The sequence below is a fragment of the Candidatus Finniella inopinata genome (genome assembly GCF_004210305.1).
Lineage (GTDB): Bacteria > Pseudomonadota > Alphaproteobacteria > Paracaedibacterales > CAIULA01 > Finniella > Finniella inopinata_A.
This window is the reverse complement of record NZ_SCFB01000005.1, coordinates 179,090-198,303: the sequence shown is the minus strand read 5'-3', so window position 1 is coordinate 198,303 and position 19,214 is coordinate 179,090. Positions and strand designations below refer to the sequence as shown.

Sequence of the window (19,214 nt, the reverse complement as noted above, 5' to 3'; positions counted from 1 at the left end):
TGACTACTCTTGCTGAGCTTCAATAAAAACATCAACTTGTTGACCAATCAGCAAACTGGGAAAATCGCCTTCAATTTTATAAATGATTTCTACGATCCGGGTGTCGATCAGCTCACGGCTATCACCACTGAGGTTTTGTTTCGGCTGGGCATACGGCTCAAGTCTTATAAATGTTAGGGGAAAAGTCGTCGCTTGGTTGCTTCTTAAAACAGCAATCACTTTAGCTTTAGGATCTAAACGCCAGGTATCATTTTCATCAATCTGCACCCGCACATGCAAGGGATATGGGTTGCCAATTGTTAAGGGTGATAAGGTTTGGGTTGTCTGATTAATATACTCGCCAGGCCGTATCCGAACTTTTAGGACCAACCCATCAATTGGGGATTTTACTGTCAGTTTTTCAAGGCTAATGCGTGACAGCGAAACTTTCTCTTGGGCGCTTTGAAGCTTAGCATCCTCCAAATTCAATTGAGCCTGCGTTCTTTGAACAGAAAATTCCCTTTTCTTAAGTTCTTCCAGGCTTACCACACCGGTCCTTAGGTTTTTGGCGCGGCCATACTGATCATTAGCTTCCGCAAAATCAGCCTTAGCAACATCCACGCTGTATTTGGCGCTTTCTAAATCTTTTTGATCTAAAGCCAACTGTGTTGTTTCCGTTCGCTGATCCAAACAAAACAAAAAGTCACCTTTCTTAACCCGATCCCCTTCCTTCACCATGACTTGGTCGACTACTCCTGGAACAAATGATCCTATATTAATGTTTTGGGTGTTGGCTTCTATTAGCCCTTTTGCGGCAATATTGTGCGTGAAGGGGGATGAAGGTGGAATCGTTAATTGATTGGGAGGCATCACAGCGGGGCGGCCCAGGGTAAAGGTATATACAATGGCCCCAATCAACCCAAGTAGGCCAAAAACTGCAATTAGGTTGGTTCTAAAAAACATTATCAGTTCTTTAACGTTCATTCTTCAAGCTCCATTGTGGGTTATGTCCGTTATCATCCCATCATCCATATGGGCTATGCGATCTGCATATTGGTAAATACGTGCATCGTGGGTGACAACCACACACGTAGTTTTCATGTCTTTATTAATGGAACGCATCAGTTCTAAAATTTTAACGCCTGTGGAGTGATCAAGCGAGCTTGTCGGTTCATCACAAATAAGAATTGATGGGTTATGAACCAACGCACGGGCAATGGCGATTCTTTGTTGTTGTCCTCCAGACAGCTGGTTTGGCGCACTGTCCAACCGATCGCCCAATCCAACTTTTTCAACCATCTGGGCGGCCTGTTTAATTGCGTCGTGACGTTCAATGCGATTAATAATCAAAGGGATGGCAACGTTTTCTACAACACTTAAAGTAGGAATTAAGTTAAATGATTGAAAGATGAAGCCAACATTTTTGGCCCTAAAATCCAACAGCTCATTATGGGTCATTTGGTTGTAACATTGGCCTTGCACTGTACAATTTCCCGCGTCTTGGTGCAAAATCCCTGCCATTATAGAAATCAATGTGGTTTTTCCACAGCCTGATGGGCCAACCAACATAAGGAATTCGCCCTTAATAACATCCAGTTCAATCCCCCTTAAGGCAAGGGTTTCAACCTCTTTTGTTTTAAATGATTTTGTAATGTTTGAACAAGTGATCGCTGATGTCATTTCGTTATATCATCCCCGAAATACGACAGCTGGATCAACGTTTATAACCCGACGAATACCCGCCATGGCCGCAATTGCAATAATCACCATGACTCCCCCACCAGAGTATAATAATAAGATTGGTGGCATACGGAATGCCAATACAGAATCATGAAACTTTAACCCAAACAACGTCGCCAGCCCAACCCCGATCCCATAGCCTATAAAACCCACGACTAAAGCTTGTAATATGACCATTTTGGCTAATAAAAGGCTACGAAGGCCCATAGCCTTTAGAGCAGCGTAGTGCTTTACATTTTCTTGAACAAAACTAAAAAAAGTTTGCCCAGCGATGGCTGCCCCCACAATAAATCCTAACAATACTGAGATACCAAAGTTAATGGGAATGCCTGTGTTTTTCATCCAATAACCCAAGTTTACGTCTTTAAAATCATCTGCTGAATAGGCTTTAAGGCCCGTCTTAGCCTCAATCTTTTGGCAAATATGCCGAAGGTTTTGCCCCTCTTTGGCTTTTACCAAAACATACGTCAATTGCCGTCTGCCAGGTGCACTGTAAGATAAAGCCTGACTATATGTTGTGTAAACCTGAGGTTGCAGCACAAAGTTACGTGTTGCCTTTATGAATCCAACCACGACTGCTCGCTTGTCATTAATTTCAAGGGTATCACCAACTTCCAAAGGGCGAGTCACACCTGGTGAAACATTAATCCGCAAGCGGTTTTGGGCCGCCTCGAAATCAACAAAAATTGCATCAGCCCGTTTAAAATCAGAAAGTTTCCCTTTTAAAATGCGAAAAGGGGCACCCACTAATGTGCTATCATCCAGTCCTGTCATATCAATAGTTTTCGATAGTCCATCTGGCATTTTTGCAGACATCAAACTTTTATATAAAGGTGTTGCCCAAGCAACGCCGCTTACTCCACGAATTTTATTGAGTTCCACGTCCCGAACGGGTTTGTGTTCTTCAACATATTGAACCCCCGGGTCCATCACCCAAATATCGGGTAAAGAAACATCTTGGATAAAGCTGTATGTTCGCGATAATAACCCAACCAAGATGGCTGGTTGTTGGGTCATGATAAGGGCGGCGAAAGAAACACCAACCACCATGGCTATATATTTGCCCCGATCGCCGAATAACATTTTTAACGCTATGTAGTACATAATTCCCCCGCACAAGACTAATTATAGTCACACATAAACCTTTCAAACAACAGAAATGGGAGAAATATCAGACAGAAAAACCGCAAAATAATTTCAAATGGGTGTATGTTAGGAATACTAAACCCCCTTAACTGCATTGACTTTATGGTGCCGTCGGAACCGTTATTAATTATTGAATCCTTATGCAAAAGCTTTCCAAAGTCCAAAGGGGCGGAACGTATCTTAAATGATATCAACATGACCCTTTATAAGGGCAGCATCGTTGGAATTATTGGCCGAAGTGGTGCGGGAAAAAGTACGCTTTTAAGGTGCCTGAATGGCCTTGAGAAACCTGATACGGGTCGCATTATCTTTGGTGATGACGATCTATGCCAATTGAACCAGGCTGATCTGCGCAAGCGTCGGCAGAAAATTGGCGTTGTTTTTCAAACGTATAACCTGCTGCAATCAAAAACTGTTTTTGACAATATTGCGCTGCCTTTGACTCTTGCCGAAATGAAAACGACGGAACGCGTTAAGGCGGTGGCCGATTTGGTGGGGCTGTCCCATAAATTATCATCTTACCCCCATGAATTAAGCGGTGGGCAATGTCAACGGGTGGGAATCGCCCGGGCTTTGGCCATCGAGACAGAGGTGCTGCTGTGTGACGAATTCACGTCAGCCCTGGACCCTGAAACGACCATGGATATTTTGAATCTACTTTTAAGTCTGCGCCAGAAATTGGGAGTCACAGTCGTTTTGGTAACCCACGACATGAATGTCATTAAGCATTGTGCTGATTTTGTGTATGTTCTGGACGGCGGCCAGGTGGTTGAACAAGGGGCAACCCTTGACATTTTAACCAAGGCCCAGCATCCCGTGACCCAGTCGCTGCTGCATGATTTTTTAAAAGATCAGCTGCCAAGTTTTATCCAAGAGAAACTGCACCCATCACCCCATGATAACGATGACGTGGTTTTAAAGCTGATGTTCCATGATCGCACCTCGACCAAGCCGTTAATCTCAACCTTGGTTCATGAATGGCACGTGCCGGTGAACATTATTGGTGGCAACTTGCACCACAGTGGCGATTACACGTTTGGCCATTTGATGGTTTCAATAAAACATGATTCAAAAACAGTAACGTCCATAACAAAGTATTTAACGGAAAATGGCGTTTCTGTGGAATTTTTGGGGTATTTGCAATGGTAACTCTTCTTGCTTACAGCTTATTTGAAACGCTTTTGATGGTGGCCACCTCTTTGACAGTGGGTGTGGTAGGGGGATATTATTTAGGGACCCTGTTATACCGCATTGGTGACCAAGGGCTTCAGCCAAAACCACGCTTATACAGGGCGTTAAGTTTTGGGGTGAACTCTGTCAGGTCCGTCCCTTATATCATTTTGATTGTTTTATTGATCCCCTTTACCCGGTTATTAGTAGGCAGTTCCATTGGGACGCTGGCGGCAATTGTGCCCTTATCGTTGGCAGCAATTTTGCTTATCGCCCGTGCAACGGAAGATACTTTTAAGATTATTCCTAAGGGCTTGATCGAGATGGGACTATCTCTCGGCGCTTCTCGTCACCAAATTGTCGCGAAAATCATCTTCCCCGAGGCCCTGCCATCCCTGATTGATCAGATCAGCAGTATCACCATTACGCTGATTGGCTTTTCAGCTATGGCAGGCACCGTGGGCGGGGGCGGCCTTGGTGATTTGGCCATACGGTATGGGTATCAACGATACGATATTGCATTTATGGTCATCATCGTATTCGTTCTTTTGGCTTTGGTCCAAATCGTCCAGTTGATCGGCAACCGTTGTGCCCGGCATTATCGGTACAAATAGAAGCTCTCCTTAGGCTGCTTCGATGTATCCCCCGCCTAGGTCAGGGTTGGAGGATTTATTGGGTCGCAGACCTTCTAGTTTTTCAAAGTGATTCAAAGCCCAGAAAAAAGCCCCTATTATTGGTAAGCCAATAAACCAAATTCCGTAATATCCAAACCATTCTGTTAGATAAACAAGACCAAACGCAGAAATGATATGCATTATGGCGCGCGAAGACGCATAAGCAAATGTTGTACTCATAAATCTTCTAGACGTTGGGAAACTCTTAAAAAAAATAGCATCCCCGGGTGTTCCGCCTATCGGACATAGGAATATAAGCGCCTGAATAATAAAGATATGCCACGCAGAGGTTGAATACATAATACAGGCTGGCAACGCCAGAATAAAAAAAACAGCGCAAATAGCTTTAAATCTTAATATTTTTAAAGGATGAAATTTTGTAACAAAATAAAGAAGGAATACCGTAAACAAAAGTTCAGAAATGGTAACAAGAAAATTATGAAAAATAATATTAGCTGAAGAGAGCCCAAGAGTTTTCAGTAAAGGATTGAAATAAATATAAGCCAGATAAAAAACCATGGGGCACGTGCATTCTATAAAAAAGTAGGCTATAAGATTTTTTTTTGATATTTTTTCAGGCGCCGTTTTTTTTCGATTTTCGTGCTTATAATCATTTTCCTCGTTCTGTTTTTTCCTTCTTTTCATTTCTAAAAATTCAGGGGTTTCTCGTAATCTGGTGCGAGCGAGAGTTCCGACAACAGCAACACACGCACCAATCCAAAAAGCAACCCGCCAATTAAAATCAAAGTGAGTCACAAGCGAAGCAATACCAACAGCCGTCATTCCGCCCAAGGCAAGAGAAAAAACGATCAAGGTAACAGCAAAATATTGAGTTGGCGGCTTCGTAATTTCGGTTATATAGATTTGCGCCCCCATGACTTCGCCCATCGATGACAGACCTTGGGCAATTCTACAAATTGTTATAATCCAGGCTGCCGAAATCCCAATTTCCGCATACGTTGGCAAGTTGGCCATCACAATACAAGAAAGCGCCATCATCATGGTTGTCATAATCACTGTTGATTTACGACCGATGTTATCTCCAATCAAGCCAAACAATATGGCTCCAAATGGTCTTAGGATAAACGTTGAACAAAAAGCAAAGGCTGAAACAACTGCGGTCGTATGCGGGTCAGCTTCAGGGAAGAAGAGTTCATTGAGAAGGACAGCCATATGGACATATAGCATAAGGTCAAAGTATTCAAGGAAAGTGCCAATCTGCAAAAGCCCGATCGACTCCTTTTGTTGCCTGCTTAGGCCTTTAAAAACACGAATCATAGTAAATTAACTCCGTGGGCCTATTTACCTAAGCTTCTAACACCAATACACACTTTGTGTATATGATTTTTTTGGTTCAGTCACAAATTTTGAAAATATATTCCATTTGAATATTTTTGCGGGATTCCTATCGTCCCTTGAAACCCCGTATTTTCACCCACGCGCCCCTTTTGTCACCCCCGTGAATGCCGGGGTCCAGTCGTATTGTTGTCTGGATTCCCGTCTGCACAGGAATAACATTTAAGGTATTAAAACGACGAGAAAAAACAGGGAAAATCATTTGAATGGGGTTTAATTCATTAATAAAAAATTCGACTCAAAACGCCCCTTACCCCTCAGCAGTGCTTAAATGTATCGCCCCAGGCAAAAATTTTGCATTAATCTCTTGAACTTTTTAGAAAAATTTAGTTTAATTTAGAGGTACAGAAAAACCCGGAGTAACAACCATGCCGATAACAAATTTGACAGATGAAATGTATGTTCCTGATGAGAATGAACCCTTCATGAATCCTCAGCAGTTAGCATATTTTAGGAAAAAGTTGGTCACTTGGCGTGATCAATTGGTGCGTGAATGTAACCAAGCCCTGAACGATATGCCAGGCAAATTTGTTAATGAACCTGATGTGATTGATTTGGCCTGCAATGAGGTGAATCAAACAATCGAATTGAAGGCACGGGATCGCGAACGCAGATTGATTAATAAAATTACTGAGGCCATTCGACGTATTGACGACGGCAGTTATGGTTTTTGCGAAGAAACTGGCGAGCCCATAGGATTAAGGCGCCTAGAAGCCAGACCCATCGCCACCCTTAGTATAGAGGCGCAGGAGCTTCTTGAGCGTCGGGAAAGAATCTATCGCGAAGAGGTTTTGTAGAAAAGTGGTCCTGGGTATTCAACCCAGGTTACGACTTTCATTTAACAAACGGGCAATGATTTCCTCTTGCCCCATCATCTCTTGCTGTTCCCCACCCAATATGCGCACGGCCACGGTTTTCTGTTCCGCCTCGCGTTTACCAACCACCAATAAATAGGGAATCTTTTGCAGGCTGTGTTCGCGCACCTTATAACTGATTTTTTCATTGCGGGTATCGATTTCAACCCGAATGCCCAACTGTTTCAACCGATCATACAATTCCTTTGCATACCCCTCGCCCTCGCTGGTGATCGTTGCGACAACTGCCTGAACTGGCGCTAACCACAGGGGGAATTTACCAGCATATTGTTCAATTAAAACACCAATAAACCGTTCAAAAGATCCCAAAATGGCCCGATGCAACATAACGGGGCGATGACGTTTGCCATCTTCACCCACATAAACCGCATCAAGGCGTTCAGGCAGAACAAAGTCAACCTGTAACGTGCCACATTGCCATTCACGACCGATGGTATCCTTTAAAACAAATTCCAACTTGGGTCCGTAAAAGGCCCCCTCGCCTGGATTCAAGGTAAAGTCAAGGCCTGCTGCCGTGGCAGCCTCCATCAACGATTTTTCAGCCAAATCCCAAACCTCATCCCCGCCAGCGCGTGTTGCCGGCCGGTCAGAGAATTTTACGCGTACATCAGTGAAACCCAAATCACGATACATGTCCTTCAAAAGGTCACAAAAGTCTTTGGTTTCTGAAACGATTTGTTCGGGTGTACAAAAAATGTGGGCATCGTCTTGCACAAAGGCACGCACGCGCATCAGGCCATGCAGGGCGCCGGAGGGTTCATTGCGATGACAGGATCCAAACTCCGCCATCCGCAATGGTAAATCACGATAGCTTTTCAAGCCTTGTTTGAAAATTTGAACATGGCAGGGACAATTCATGGGTTTAATAGCCAGGGTTTTTTCTTCGGATGCAACTGTAAACATATGCTCGCCAAATTTTTCCCAATGGCCGGAAGCTTCCCACAAACTACGATCAACCAGCTGGGGTGTTTTGACCTCTACGTACCCTGTTTTTTCTAGGCGACTGCGAACGAAATTTTCTAGGTTCCGATATAGTTGCCAACCTTTGGGGTGCCAAAAAACGCTGCCGGCGGCCTCTTCTTGAAAGTGAAACAACCCCAGTTCAGCCCCAAGGCGGCGGTGGTCGCGTTTCTCGGCTTCTTCCAACTGGGTCAAGTAATCTTGCAGCTGTTGTTCAGTAGCCCAAGCTGTGCCGTAAATACGTTGCAGCATGGGATTTCGATGGTCGCCCCGCCAATAGGCACCCGCCAGTTTCATTAATTTAAAGGCTTTGCCAATACGCCCTGTGGATGGTAAATGCGGCCCGCGACAAAGGTCAATGAATCCGCCTTGGCGATAAAGAGTTAACGGCTCGTTACTGGGGATGCTGGCAATCAATTCGGCCTTAAAATGTTCCCCCTGGCTTTTAAAAAATTCGACCGCGTCATCGCGCTGCCATTCTTCGCGGGAAATCTTCTCATCTCGCTTAATAATTTCGTGCATGCGGGCTTCGATAAGGATTAAGTCATCAGGGGTGAACTTGGTTTCACGATGAAAGTCATAATAAAACCCGTTCTCAATAGAAGGTCCAATGGTGATCTGGGTTTCGGGGTACAGGTCCTTGACGGCTTCGGCTGTAACGTGAGCTGTGTCATGGCGAATAACTTCTAACCCGTCAGGATCATTGCGGGTGATGATATCGATTTGCGCCTGATCAGGCATCAGCCGATTCATGTCCCACAATTGACCATTGACTCGGACGGCAACCGCCTCTTTCGCAAGACGCGGCGATAAAGAACGCGCGACCTCTTCACCGGTGACGGCCTTGTCAAAGTCACGTTTTGAACCGTCTTTTAAAACCACTTGAAACACAAAAAAACCTCTGGGATTGAATACTCTTCCTTAATAATTTATAACACCCCCCAGCGAAGGATGGCAGAGAAAAGTTCTATCGGAATTTTATCGGCTATTTATTGGACACTTATTCGACATTTATTGACATTTTCCCTGCGTTTTTAATTTTAAGGAAAATCCATCAAAAACCCAAAACATCCGCCATCCCATAAAGGCCGGGTGGCTGATGAATGACCCACTGCGCTGCTTTTAGAGCCCCCTTCACAAACAACTGGCGTGAGAAACTGCGGTGGGTGATCTCGATGCTTTCTTCATCGCTTAAAAAACTTACGGTATGCTCACCCGGATACTGGCCCCCTCGGCGCACACTAAACCCAATCTCTCCCGGTACACGGGCCCCCACGTGGCCATGGCGCTCAAAACGGGCAACATCCTTTAAATCTACCCCTCGAGCAGAAGCAACAGCCTCGGCCAGCATTAAGCATGTCCCCGACGGCGCATCAACTTTATGACGATGATGTGTTTCACTAAGCTCTACATCAAAATCATCCCCCAAAGCTTTCGTCAATTGTTTAACCACGGCTTGCATCAAGGTTATGCCAATACTGGTATTACGGGCATAGACAACAGGTACGGTCTTGGCTATTTTTTCCATCTGATGAACCTGATCGTCTGTTAAACCAGTGGTGCCAATGACTAAGGGTTTGTTGAAATCAAGGGCCCGATCTAACAGAGGTTGCGTCCCCTGTGGTTGGCTAAAATCAATAATTACATCTGACTGTTCGAATAACGGCCGCAGATCCCCTCTTGAAGCCACGGCACCTATAACAAACGGGCCGTCTTCCCGAAGGTATTCAATAATGCCGTTGCCCATACGACCAGTGCCAAGCAATCCTAATTTAATTTTTTTCATGGGATCGTAAAACCTTTAATGATTGTTTTTTAAGGCGTTTTAATTGATGCAGACCTTGATGTTTCAACCGATTCATTGGCGATCGTTTTTGACGCGATTCGTGACTGGCTGGTTTCCAATACTTCCAAACAGCTGCGGGGGGAAAGTTTAAAAGAACGTGGCCCAACCGTTTTTGGCGCAACCCCAACTTTCGGGATGGTAACGGTGACAACGGGCCATAGGTAAACTGTAATAAACTTCCCAAGGGAGTTAAAATTTTAAAACACGACTGAATGATCTGGTGTTGATCATGAAAGGATAAATTCACCATAGGGATACCAGAGACGATCACGTCAGCTTGGGTCCATGTTTCAGGTAACAAATCTGACAGTTGATTGGCATTGCCGTTAACAATGTAAATGTCGGGGAAGTTTTTTTGCAAAAACGCACACATGGCGGGGTCAATTTCCACAACGCATAAATTTTCCGAAGGAAGGCCATTCTTTAAGAGGGCCTGGGTAAACCGCCCTGTTCCAGCGCCAATCTCTATAATGCGGGGGTTCTGTGTCAAATCAATATGCCGGCACATAAAATCAGCCAGAACGATGGAGCTTGGAACCAAAGCCCCCAATGACTTGGGGTTTTTCACCAATTGTTTTAAGAATAACAAGCTTTCATCACGCTTGCGAATCTTAGAGATTGGCTTCATAAGAGGGATGCCATCTGTTGATAATGCCAAACAAAACCAGGCGGCAGATTCAGCCACACTTGGCCCCGGCGGTGTTGATGGAGGTTGGACATAAACCCAAGGGGGGAACGCGGACTGTATGTCACATGAATCACAATGCCACCCGGCTTTAATACTTGAAAGGCTGCTTCAATAATAGCCTGCCTAACCGCGGGAGGGAGATACATCAAGGGAATAACAGAAAAGACAACTTCCACTTGGCCAATATAATGTGCAGGCAAAAGGTCAGGCAGCTGTGCTGCATCCCCTTGAATAACAAAAGGTGACGGCTGGTTGTCTTTCAAAACGGATGGCAACGTTTGATTTAAAAACCCACAAAAGAAGGGATCTAATTCGACCAGAGCTAAATTTTCTGGCTTAATGCCTTGCTGCAATAACGCCCGGCTCAAACGTCCCGTGCCAGCGCCAATTTCTACATACAAACCATTTGGGTTTTGAACATAAGAGGCGGCCAAATGCGCCAATTTAGGCGTAATAGGAGCCAGCGTACCCATCTGCAAGGGATGCTTTAACCAACGCCTAAAAAACAACGCGTTCTCTTGGCGTCTTATTTTTTTCTCAGCACAAGAAGCATCAGGAATAGACATAGAAACGACGGATGAGTAAAGCTTTAAGAGTTACTATATCTGCCTTCGCAGAATTTTGCACAGTTTTTCTGTTTGTGATTTTCAGGGGGCGCAAAGAAAAGAGCCCCCCTTTAAGTCCAGATATCATGTGTTTTTCTCTCCCGGAGTGATCTGATATGATGTAGACAATCCATTAAGGGTTATATGTCCCTGGGCAATCCAGCCTTTGTTAGCCTTATCAGTGGCAATATCTGTTCCCTTATACTCTTTGGTTACCCATAGTTGCCATGCGTACTTACCGTTATCCAACGTTATAGTTTTCAACCAAGGAGCTTCAGAAGGATCGGATACCTTGTTACAATCCAACGGAAGGTTTGTAACCCCTCCGCTAAAAAAGTTTCCGCCAGTACCTGGCGAACCATACCGAACCAAAAGACCTTGCCCATATTTTGTAAGGAATTTCTGTGTGCTTGGATCCTTTAAGGGTACCTGAAAGATCATCAAGGCGGTCGAACTCTCTTTCAAAGGAAGCGCATGAGACGATGAACCAGTTTCGCTTAGCATAAAGTTTTGCAAATCCACCACATCCGCCCCATACGCACACGTCAACGCCGACAGGCTGACGCCTAATAAAAATAAACCAAAACGCATCACAAATCTCCAAAATAAAATTATTATTTTTTATGTTATACTTACAGATTTTTATTAAGGAATAGTTAATTGAGGCGGATTTATTTCACAGAATAAATGGATGACTAAATCGCACGCGCTTCTCGCCATAACAGAGAGAGATATCAGGCACAGTAACCAGGGGGGTTGCTTTTAGCATTTATCGCTATCATCACCTTCACCCTGACAACCCCCCCCTCTTAAAAGGGTAAAACCTGTTCCAACAGGCTGCCTGCTTGTTCGCATGCCTGTTCAATCGACAAGTTGGTCGTGTCAATCAAATGGGCATCGCCCGCCATCACCAACGGTGCTGCAGCACGATTTTGATCGCGTTGATCGCGTTCATTAATTTTGGATAAGCTGTCTTGCTCTTCAAAAGCACTGCCTTTGGCCACCATTTCGTGATTTCGTCTTTGGGCCCGCACTTTTGGGTCCGCTGTTACAAACAGTTTCAGGTGGGCATCGGGGCAAACAACCGTCCCGATATCACGACCATCTAAAACGGCTCCTTGATAAGGGGGGGCGATGTCTTGGCAAAAACGACGCATCATGCTGGTTAAAAACTGGCGGATCTCTGGAAATACGCTAATCTGGGAGGCCAAGTTCCCTACCGATTCGTCACGCAATCTAGGGTCTTGCAAATCATTGAAATCCAAGGTGGCGGCAACGTGCATCAAGGCCTGTAAGTTGTCAAAAGGAACGTTTTTTTCGTTGGCCTTGTATCCAAGCAATCGATACAAAAGGCCGGTGTCTAAATGCTTCAACCGATAATACGTTGCCAGATACTTGGCCACGGTCCCCTTACCAGCACCGGCCGGACCATCAATCGCAACTATATACTCTTCGCCTTTCAAAATCTGCTCTCCGAAAATCGCGGGATCTCGCGTCCTCATGTAGCCCATCTACATTCCGGGTGCTCGACCCTTATTTTCGAATTCAGATTCTGAAATCCATTGGGTATCAGTCTTGACATACCAAATAATCAAAGTGGGTTGACGTTAATGCCGTTCTTACCCTAGTTTCTTCTTGATGTCCAATAAATAGAGTATATAGATGGGGTTACAGTCTGCGTTATGGGTGTTGGCCGGTTATGGCGCAGGTTCGGTGCCCTTCGGATTAATTTTTAGCCATCTGTTTTCTTTGGGTGACATACGCAGCATCGGATCGGGCAATATCGGGGCTACAAATGTTTTGAGAACGGGCAATAAAACTGCGGCTATTTTAACCTTGCTGACTGATGCCTTAAAAGGGTTTTTGATGGTATGGATCAGTCTAAAATATACTCACAGCCTTTTTACAAGCTATGGCGTTGGCTTGGCAGCAATTATGGGGCATATTTGGCCCGTTTGGTTGGGTTTTCGGGGTGGTAAGGGGGTTGCCACCAGCTTAGGTGTTTATTTAGCATGGAACCCTTTTTTAGGGATCATTACCTTGATTCTGTGGCTAGGGACAACTAAAATTTTTCGAGTTTCCTCCTTGTCGGCCTTGGTAGCGATAGGTCTTTCGCCATTGGTTGCGTATGGCATGTGGGGAATGGATTTTGCGGATGTTCCCCTGATCGTTTTTACTGGCCTGATCGCCATCTTAAATTTTTATACCCATCGCGATAATCTTAAAAGGATTATTGCTGGACGAGAGAGCCCAATCAAATTATGAGTACCAGATTATGAGCCGTATAGTCGTTCCATTATGGCTTATCATTGCTATTGTTTGTCTGTCGCCGTTTGGTGAAGGCCTTTATGCGCCATCGCTTCCCAATATAACCCTCAGCCTTAAAATCACCGAGAACACAGCCGAACATACCATGACATTTTTCCTGGTTGGGTTTGCTATTGGGATTTGTTTTTGGGGGATGATTTCAGACCGTATTGGGCGCAGGCAGACTCTTATTATTAGTTTAGGGTTGTATGTCCTTGGGTGTATTGGATGTTTGCTAAGCGAAACCATTACCAGCTTAATGATGTGTCGTTTTGTGCAAGCTCTGGGCGGGAGCGCTTGCACAGGTATTGGCCAGGCTATTGCGCGCGATGTCTATGGCAGTATGGCTCGAAATCGTCTTTTCTCTATTGCTGGAATTGCGGTTTCCTTGGCCGCGGGCATAGGACCCATCATGGGTGGTATTATGGTTGAACACTACAGGTGGTCAAGCATCTTTGGCATTTTGCTGATTGCTAGTTTCAGTCTGTGGGGCTATATCATCCTTTCCTTGCAAGAGACCAATCCGTTTTTGAAACGAACATCAAATCCCTATACACTCAAACAAGGTTTCGGGACGCTTTTAAAAGATAAGGCCTTATTAAATCTGGTAATTTTGATGGGAACTGCCAATGGTTTGATTTATTGCTTTTACAGTGAAGGATCATTTTTTCTGATCGAATCGTTGGGCCTGAAGCCCAGTCAATATGGGTGGTTATATTTTATAGTTTGCCTTGGCTATACAGGTGGCAGCTTGTATTCAAAGGGCCTTCACGAGCGTGGTTTGTCTTACCAAAGGATTTTGAATCGTGCGTGCATTGTTTTGTTGGGATCGACGATACCATGGGCATTTTTAACAGTATCTGGTTTTATCAACCTTCACCATCCAACCGAATCAATCATTTTATCAACTATATTTTTGACGGGTTCTTTTTTTAGTATTGGTATTATGATTCCAAACGCCCTAGCGAACGCGCTTGAAAATTATCGCGAACACGCTGGGACTATGGCTTCTGTTTTTTGTTCAAGTTATTTTTTGATTGCGGCTTTCATTAATTTTATGATTAGCGTTCTGCACAATGGCACACTATTAGTTATGCCACTTTATTACACAGCTTTAGCTATGATTGTGTGGAGCGTTCATCAAAACAACCTAGACAATACATACGCCTCTCTCGAAACCGATTCCAGCCAATCCAAAGCCAGTTAGAAGAGAGGCCTAGTTGTTTCTACTTATCCGTATTGTTGTTCGTCCCTGTATTATTTGTATCAGAACTTGATTCTGTGACAGGCCATAATGATGCTGGCTCTACCGGGGCTGTCCCGTCACTAAGCACCGTATAAGCTCGATTCAGTAACTTCTTTTGCGGTTGCGCTTGAGTATGGACCACATCCGTTTGAGACTTGGTCTTCTTTTTCTTTTCAGGCACTGTGAAGTCTGTTCCACTTTCCCAGGTTTTGATCTTTTTATCCGTACCTGCATAGGCAATAACATACTTGTACTCTAAGGAGGTTCCGGCCGGAAATCGCAAAGGAAGGGATGTCCATTTCGGGAAAAGGCCCGCAGGATCCGAGCCAAACTGGGTGCATAACAAGCCATTCAAACAGTCAGCGCGTGGGCTCCAATCTCCCAATAAAGGATGATTCCCAACAACGAAGATCAAATCTCCAAGGCCTGTTGCACTGCAAGATGTTGTAAACGTTACGTCAAATGCAGCTTGGCCCGCTGTATTCCTTAAAACAAGAAATTTTGCGTCCATCGGGTCAACGGAGAAAAGCGTGTTGAAACCCGTGCTAGAGAGAGTTTAGGACTGACTGCTGTTGTATGTTTGGATGGTTGAGCCTAAACCTGACAATTCGTCATAGACAACCCCCTCCGTGCTGTTTAAGCCGGGAAGATACGCGGCAAAATTATTGTTAGCTTTGACAAGGCTTTGCAGATTATCCCCTGTTACATTGTGAGCCTGCTTCCCTCTGTTGATCAAAACAAATCCATATTGGCGCGCTATCAACAAAACATCGTGCCCCAAATCCACTATGTATTCGTGAGGTGCCGTTTGTCGTTCCATCAATACCCGAAAAGCCAGCGAACGCTGAATTAATTTCTTATGATCTCTTTCATCCTCAAAACGCAAGATATGGGGATTACCATCTCGTTTTGCACATAAATAGACCATACTCAATTGAGACAGAATTGTATCGGCGACATTTTCAGGATCTTTGCTCTCGCTGTAAAATCCTCTCAAATTAGCTGTCCCCGTCGAAACCTGTGGATATTGATCGTGGTTTACTGAAAATGTAGCGCTTGTAAAATTACCAAGGCCTTTGGGAGCAATAAGCGTACTAACACTGGGAAGTTCTGTTTGATCGAGCTCTCCCCAACCATCTGGTTTAAGCGTCAAACACTTGGTCAATGAAAAATGCAGGGGGTGATCATGTGCTGGCATCAAAGCCCCATATCTCGCCAAATCCTCTAACGGTTGATCAAGTTCCGCATAGCCAAAGGAATAAGGTGGCGGAAACATTCCCGCTGCCTTTGCCTTTGTCATAATACTTCTGGTGGCATCAGGACCCAAACCATACAATAAGTCAAAACGCATACCACAAAGACCAACATCACTCAACAGCTGCATATAACCCACGATCATCTTTTGGACATCGGGGTTATCAACAGCTAAATCAGGACCAAAGACCCAAGAGTCTGGTGCAAATTTTATGGAATCAGGTTGATCTTCAAACTCACGGAAGGGAGTATAAAAGTCGGTCAAATCAACACTTTTATCCCATGTGTAGGTAGCTGGAGTCGATCCATCTTGGGGAACATAAGTGAAAGGATGAAATTTCGTATAGTTATCCTCTGCATCAGCTCCTGAATAATTGGTATTATAACCAGACGTATGATTAAAAACGCCATCAGCAATAATATTCAAGCCCATCGCTTTTGCGTTGTTAATAAGGGTTACAAGGTCAGCCATAGAACCATAACGATCACACCCTAAGCGGTACCCAACGACTTTCCCATTGACAGTCACCCCATATTGAGAGACATGTTTTTTACTGCTTCCGTCCGTATGTTTCCCGAAAACAGCGTCCAATTCCGCTTGATATGTCGAATCCAAAACACAAAGCAACGGTTGGTAAGCAAATTCCCAAGCATTATATGATTTAGAAGGCACTGGTATTGCTGGTACAGGCGCCCCTTGTTTTAGGCCTTGGTAAACTTGTGGTTGCAGTTTTTTTGGATCTATCGGTCCTGGCAACATATGTGTTGAGGGGGTTGAAAGAGAAGGTGGTGAAATTTGTATGTCGGTGTAACCAGCCCGGGCAATAGCAGCCAAATTATCATTAATGGGGGCTGTCACTTTCTCACTGGCAAAAGTCGGCCCAATTCCTGTTAGTTTTGCATAAGGTAAATCAAACGCATGGAGAATCCGGTGCCCGAAGTTCTGTTTGTGGTTAAACAGAAGGGTGCCATCCAACGCAGCAGATGTGACAGCATGAACTGATAGGGAAAACGTAGAAAGCAGCAGCACTGACAATAATTTTTTTGCATGGGGTCTAAACATTTAAAAACCAGGGATAAATAATTTTTCTTATAATTATTTATACCGATAAAAAGTTAACCGACCCTTAATGCTCCTGTCTTTGTCTTTCCCAAGAAACGTTCAACAACCTATAACTGGGCGTTCGCAAAGTCCCAGTTAACCAGATGGTCCAAAAAAATATCAACGTAATCAGCACGACGATTTTGGTAATCAAGATAATAGGCGTGTTCCCAAACATCACATGTCAAAACAGCTTTTTGTCCATGAATCATAGGTAAATCAGCATTGCCAGTTTTAATGATTTTTAAATGGTTGTCTTCCAAAACAAGCCAGGCCCAGCCACTGCCAAATTGGGTTGTGGCAGCTTGCTTAAAGTCTGTTCGAAATTTATCATATCCGCCAAGGTCACGATCAATTAATTGCGCAATGTCTCCATTGGGCTGTCCGCCCCCTTTAGATTTCATGCAATTCCAGTAAAAAGTATGATTCCAAACTTGTGCGGCATTATTAAAGATACCAGCATAGTCAGGTTGGGAAGATGCATGAACAATAATCTCTTCTAACGATTGTTGGGCAAAAGAGGTGTTTGGAATTAAATTATTTAAATTTGTTACATACGTTTGATGATGCTTGCCATGATGAAAAGACAGCGTATTGGCAGAAATATAAGGCTCCAAGGCATCGATGGCATAAGGTAGAGGGGGTAAAATGTGGGTCATATAAAAGGCTACTCTTCATTGAGAAAACTAACTAAGAATTAACAGATTCCTAGACCTCTGTGAATCTAATCTTTTTACCGTGTTCGTGGCATTTATACCGTTTTCAGATCGCAAACATTTAGAAGATATTAAAGACCTTCTTTAACTATTTATTAAACATTGAGAACCATATTATAAGATGCTTGGAATTTAAATAGGATTATTTTGCCATGAAGAAGCTATTTATTATTTTATTCATTTTGACAGGGTCCGATATTTTAAAGGCAGCTACTCTTCCTTTAGCTGAAGAGAAAGATTTACAAAATGCACTTTCGGAAAACCCCTCAGCTTTACATTCTACCTTAAGCAAACTTGGGACTTTTATTGAATCTGCTGATTTCAACCGAGACAGTCCCATTCCTGACATCGTGGCTCAACTTGATTTAAATTTTCCCCCTGATAAACCCCATGACGATAACATTAAGGGCTTATTGCATGATGCAAGACACTGCTTAAACGATATGGAATTTGCTTTTAGCTGTTTAAAAACAAACAGCCATGATCCTTTAGCTATCTCAGGTCTTCAGAACAATTTCAACGACTTGAAAGACATGCTTGAAAAGGCATTTAAAATGCCCGACGGATCTATCAGGCAAACAAAAGAATCATTAGGAGACCTATTTAATTTAACAGAATCTTCCTTAACGTGTTGCTCTCTTTTAGCAAAGCTATTTGAGATTGATTTTACTTATATTCTGCCTGAAAAATTAAAAAAGTTTGTCTTAACGCAAGAAACACACTCTTCAATGATTAAAAGGATTCTCTACAATCTCATGAAAAACGCCATGCTTTATTCGGCAGAAAGCAAAAGCCCTAAAGTAAGCCTTGAAATTGAAACAGATCAGAAAAACGACCAATGGAGGGCAAAATTTTCAGTCACAGATACAGGGATTGGTATGTCACCCCAATTCATACAAGGGTCATTATTCAAAGAAGGCTCTCGCGAAAAAACCACGAAACAGAGTGGGTCAGGGATTGGGCTGAACAGTTGTAAAACACTGGTTGAAAGCATGGGGGGAGAAATAAGTGGTTGTAGTGAAGGCCTTGGAAAAGGCTCAACATTCTGGTTTACAGTCCCCGTCACATTCACGGAAAGTGTTTCTGTTTCCACAAGTCCGATTGTTAAACTGCGCGCTGATAAACAGCATATGCAGGTACTGATTGTAGACGACGATCCAATTGGACGTAAAATGCTTCAGCGTCAATGCAAAGGATTGGGCCTAGAACATGTGGAAAGTGTGGCGACTGCCGAAGAAGCGCTTAATTTTACCGGAAAGATCCCTTGTTCTTTAATTTTTATGGATACGAATTTAGGCGGCAAAAAAGATAAAAAAGATGAGATTGACGGCATAGAACTGACAAAAAAAATCCTTGCTAGAACACCACCTCAAACCAATGCTCCTCGCACTATTTCAATATCAGGCACCCCTCAAACCCCTGCAGAGACTGGAATGGATGGCGTTTTATCCAAACCATTCGATGTGAAGAGGCTTGAAATGCTACTAGAGAAGCATTTTGAGTTCAGCACAAAAAATCATTTGCCTTCTTCGTAAAGTTAAGAGAAAAAC

The 19,214-nt window shown here is 43.8% G+C and carries 19 protein-coding genes; 6 read left to right on the top strand and 13 right to left on the bottom strand.

The genetic code is table 11. The features are described 5' to 3' along the window. Positions 1-3: 3 nt before the first annotated feature. From EQU50_RS04520 to EQU50_RS04510, 3 genes are read right to left on the bottom strand one after another with little or no spacing between them, the layout of a single operon-like run. Positions 4-963 carry an efflux RND transporter periplasmic adaptor subunit gene (locus EQU50_RS04520; protein ID WP_130153957.1) on the bottom strand — a complete coding sequence of 320 codons (960 nt, stop codon included), beginning with the start codon at positions 961-963 and terminating at the stop codon, positions 4-6. A 3-nt stretch (positions 964-966) separates the two neighbouring features. Then, on the bottom strand, positions 967-1,659 hold the full coding sequence (locus tag EQU50_RS04515; protein ID WP_130153956.1) for an ABC transporter ATP-binding protein: 693 nt from the start codon (positions 1,657-1,659) through the stop codon (positions 967-969). Between the two features lie 9 nt (positions 1,660-1,668). Next, positions 1,669-2,823: an FtsX-like permease family protein gene (locus tag EQU50_RS04510; RefSeq protein WP_130153955.1), complete on the bottom strand. Its 1,155-nt coding sequence runs from the start codon at positions 2,821-2,823 to the stop codon at positions 1,669-1,671. A 105-nt stretch (positions 2,824-2,928) separates the two neighbouring features. On the opposite strand from EQU50_RS04510, the gene EQU50_RS04505 reads away from it, so the two are divergent. Together EQU50_RS04505 and EQU50_RS04500 are read left to right on the top strand one after the other, a co-directional pair. Then, positions 2,929-4,014: a methionine ABC transporter ATP-binding protein gene (locus EQU50_RS04505; RefSeq protein ID WP_130153954.1), complete on the top strand. Its 1,086-nt coding sequence runs from the start codon at positions 2,929-2,931 to the stop codon at positions 4,012-4,014. Continuing rightward, entirely contained in the window at positions 4,008-4,649 is a 642-nt protein-coding gene (locus EQU50_RS04500) for a methionine ABC transporter permease (protein ID WP_130153953.1), read from the top strand. The genes EQU50_RS04505 and EQU50_RS04500 overlap by 7 nt, the downstream gene beginning before the upstream one ends. A gap of 9 nt (positions 4,650-4,658) precedes the next feature. On the opposite strand, the gene EQU50_RS04495 is transcribed toward EQU50_RS04500, so the two are convergent. Continuing rightward, positions 4,659-5,987: an MFS transporter gene (locus EQU50_RS04495; protein ID WP_130153952.1), complete on the bottom strand. Its 1,329-nt coding sequence runs from the start codon at positions 5,985-5,987 to the stop codon at positions 4,659-4,661. A gap of 446 nt (positions 5,988-6,433) precedes the next feature. Between EQU50_RS04495 and dksA the strand changes: the two genes are divergently transcribed. Then, positions 6,434-6,862 (top strand): RNA polymerase-binding protein DksA, encoded by a 429-nt coding sequence (gene dksA, locus EQU50_RS04490; protein WP_130153951.1) that lies wholly within the window; start codon positions 6,434-6,436, stop codon positions 6,860-6,862. Between the two features lie 18 nt (positions 6,863-6,880). Here dksA and thrS read toward each other — a convergent pair whose 3' ends face one another. From thrS to cmk, 6 genes are all read right to left on the bottom strand, one after another. Continuing rightward, complete coding sequence (gene thrS / locus EQU50_RS04485; RefSeq protein ID WP_130153950.1) at positions 6,881-8,791, bottom strand: threonine--tRNA ligase; 1,911 nt, start codon at positions 8,789-8,791, stop codon at positions 6,881-6,883. 163 nt (positions 8,792-8,954) lie between these two features. Next, entirely contained in the window at positions 8,955-9,686 is a 732-nt protein-coding gene (gene dapB, locus EQU50_RS04480; protein ID WP_130153949.1) for a 4-hydroxy-tetrahydrodipicolinate reductase, read from the bottom strand. After that, positions 9,673-10,431, bottom strand: coding sequence for a class I SAM-dependent methyltransferase (locus EQU50_RS04475; RefSeq protein ID WP_130153948.1), 759 nt, complete (start codon positions 10,429-10,431; stop codon positions 9,673-9,675). The genes dapB and EQU50_RS04475 overlap by 14 nt, the downstream gene beginning before the upstream one ends. Further along, entirely contained in the window at positions 10,371-11,000 is a 630-nt protein-coding gene (locus EQU50_RS04470; RefSeq protein WP_130153947.1) for a class I SAM-dependent methyltransferase, read from the bottom strand. The genes EQU50_RS04475 and EQU50_RS04470 overlap by 61 nt, the downstream gene beginning before the upstream one ends. Positions 11,001-11,123: 123 nt before the next feature. Beyond that, entirely contained in the window at positions 11,124-11,630 is a 507-nt protein-coding gene (locus tag EQU50_RS04465; RefSeq protein ID WP_130153946.1) for a hypothetical protein, read from the bottom strand. A 218-nt stretch (positions 11,631-11,848) separates the two neighbouring features. Continuing rightward, entirely contained in the window at positions 11,849-12,541 is a 693-nt protein-coding gene (gene cmk / locus EQU50_RS04460; RefSeq protein ID WP_130153945.1) for a (d)CMP kinase, read from the bottom strand. A gap of 160 nt (positions 12,542-12,701) precedes the next feature. Here cmk and plsY point away from each other — a divergent pair, with 160 nt between their 5' ends. Together plsY and EQU50_RS04450 are read left to right on the top strand one after the other, a co-directional pair. Beyond that, the gene (gene plsY, locus EQU50_RS04455) at positions 12,702-13,304 is read left to right on the top strand and encodes a glycerol-3-phosphate 1-O-acyltransferase PlsY (protein ID WP_130153944.1); all 603 of its coding nucleotides are present in this window, start codon (positions 12,702-12,704) and stop codon (positions 13,302-13,304) included. A 10-nt stretch (positions 13,305-13,314) separates the two neighbouring features. Next, positions 13,315-14,553: a multidrug effflux MFS transporter gene (locus EQU50_RS04450; RefSeq protein ID WP_130153943.1), complete on the top strand. Its 1,239-nt coding sequence runs from the start codon at positions 13,315-13,317 to the stop codon at positions 14,551-14,553. Between the two features lie 19 nt (positions 14,554-14,572). Here the strand turns inward: EQU50_RS04450 and EQU50_RS04445 are convergent, their stop codons facing one another. The 3 genes from EQU50_RS04445 to EQU50_RS04435 form a co-directional block, all read right to left on the bottom strand. Then, a complete protein-coding gene (locus tag EQU50_RS04445) occupies positions 14,573-15,103 on the bottom strand; it encodes a CBM20 domain-containing protein (RefSeq protein WP_130153942.1) in 531 nt (176 codons plus the stop codon). A 45-nt stretch (positions 15,104-15,148) separates the two neighbouring features. After that, positions 15,149-16,909: an alpha-amylase family glycosyl hydrolase gene (locus EQU50_RS04440; protein WP_130153941.1), complete on the bottom strand. Its 1,761-nt coding sequence runs from the start codon at positions 16,907-16,909 to the stop codon at positions 15,149-15,151. A gap of 107 nt (positions 16,910-17,016) precedes the next feature. Continuing rightward, positions 17,017-17,607, bottom strand: coding sequence for a superoxide dismutase (locus EQU50_RS04435; RefSeq protein WP_130153940.1), 591 nt, complete (start codon positions 17,605-17,607; stop codon positions 17,017-17,019). Positions 17,608-18,107: 500 nt separating this feature from the next. On the opposite strand from EQU50_RS04435, the gene EQU50_RS04430 reads away from it, so the two are divergent. Continuing rightward, positions 18,108-19,199 carry a hybrid sensor histidine kinase/response regulator gene (locus tag EQU50_RS04430; RefSeq protein ID WP_165380339.1) on the top strand — a complete coding sequence of 364 codons (1,092 nt, stop codon included), beginning with the start codon at positions 18,108-18,110 and terminating at the stop codon, positions 19,197-19,199. Positions 19,200-19,214: the final 15 nt, after the last annotated feature.

Excerpts from the sequence above, each read along its gene's own strand:
- cmk (WP_130153945.1), bottom strand. The coding sequence starts at position 12,541 with ATGAGGACGCGAGATCCCGCGATTTTCGGAGAGCAGATTTTGAAAGGC.
- EQU50_RS04470 (WP_130153947.1), bottom strand. The coding sequence starts at position 11,000 with ATGTCTATTCCTGATGCTTCTTGTGCTGAGAAAAAAATAAGACGCCAA.
- EQU50_RS04430 (WP_165380339.1), top strand. The coding sequence starts at position 18,108 with ATGGAATTTGCTTTTAGCTGTTTAAAAACAAACAGCCATGATCCTTTA.
- EQU50_RS04505 (WP_130153954.1), top strand. The coding sequence starts at position 2,929 with ATGTTAGGAATACTAAACCCCCTTAACTGCATTGACTTTATGGTGCCG.
- EQU50_RS04520 (WP_130153957.1), bottom strand. The coding sequence starts at position 963 with ATGAACGTTAAAGAACTGATAATGTTTTTTAGAACCAACCTAATTGCA.
- EQU50_RS04435 (WP_130153940.1), bottom strand. The coding sequence starts at position 17,607 with ATGACCCACATTTTACCCCCTCTACCTTATGCCATCGATGCCTTGGAG.
- EQU50_RS04445 (WP_130153942.1), bottom strand. The coding sequence starts at position 15,103 with ATGGACGCAAAATTTCTTGTTTTAAGGAATACAGCGGGCCAAGCTGCA.
- EQU50_RS04500 (WP_130153953.1), top strand. The coding sequence starts at position 4,008 with ATGGTAACTCTTCTTGCTTACAGCTTATTTGAAACGCTTTTGATGGTG.
- EQU50_RS04515 (WP_130153956.1), bottom strand. The coding sequence starts at position 1,659 with ATGACATCAGCGATCACTTGTTCAAACATTACAAAATCATTTAAAACA.
- EQU50_RS04495 (WP_130153952.1), bottom strand. The coding sequence starts at position 5,987 with ATGATTCGTGTTTTTAAAGGCCTAAGCAGGCAACAAAAGGAGTCGATC.
- EQU50_RS04450 (WP_130153943.1), top strand. The coding sequence starts at position 13,315 with ATGAGCCGTATAGTCGTTCCATTATGGCTTATCATTGCTATTGTTTGT.
- plsY (WP_130153944.1), top strand. The coding sequence starts at position 12,702 with ATGGGGTTACAGTCTGCGTTATGGGTGTTGGCCGGTTATGGCGCAGGT.
- EQU50_RS04440 (WP_130153941.1), bottom strand. The coding sequence starts at position 16,909 with ATGTTTAGACCCCATGCAAAAAAATTATTGTCAGTGCTGCTGCTTTCT.
- EQU50_RS04510 (WP_130153955.1), bottom strand. The coding sequence starts at position 2,823 with ATGTACTACATAGCGTTAAAAATGTTATTCGGCGATCGGGGCAAATAT.
- EQU50_RS04465 (WP_130153946.1), bottom strand. The coding sequence starts at position 11,630 with ATGCGTTTTGGTTTATTTTTATTAGGCGTCAGCCTGTCGGCGTTGACG.
- dksA (WP_130153951.1), top strand. The coding sequence starts at position 6,434 with ATGCCGATAACAAATTTGACAGATGAAATGTATGTTCCTGATGAGAAT.
- dapB (WP_130153949.1), bottom strand. The coding sequence starts at position 9,686 with ATGAAAAAAATTAAATTAGGATTGCTTGGCACTGGTCGTATGGGCAAC.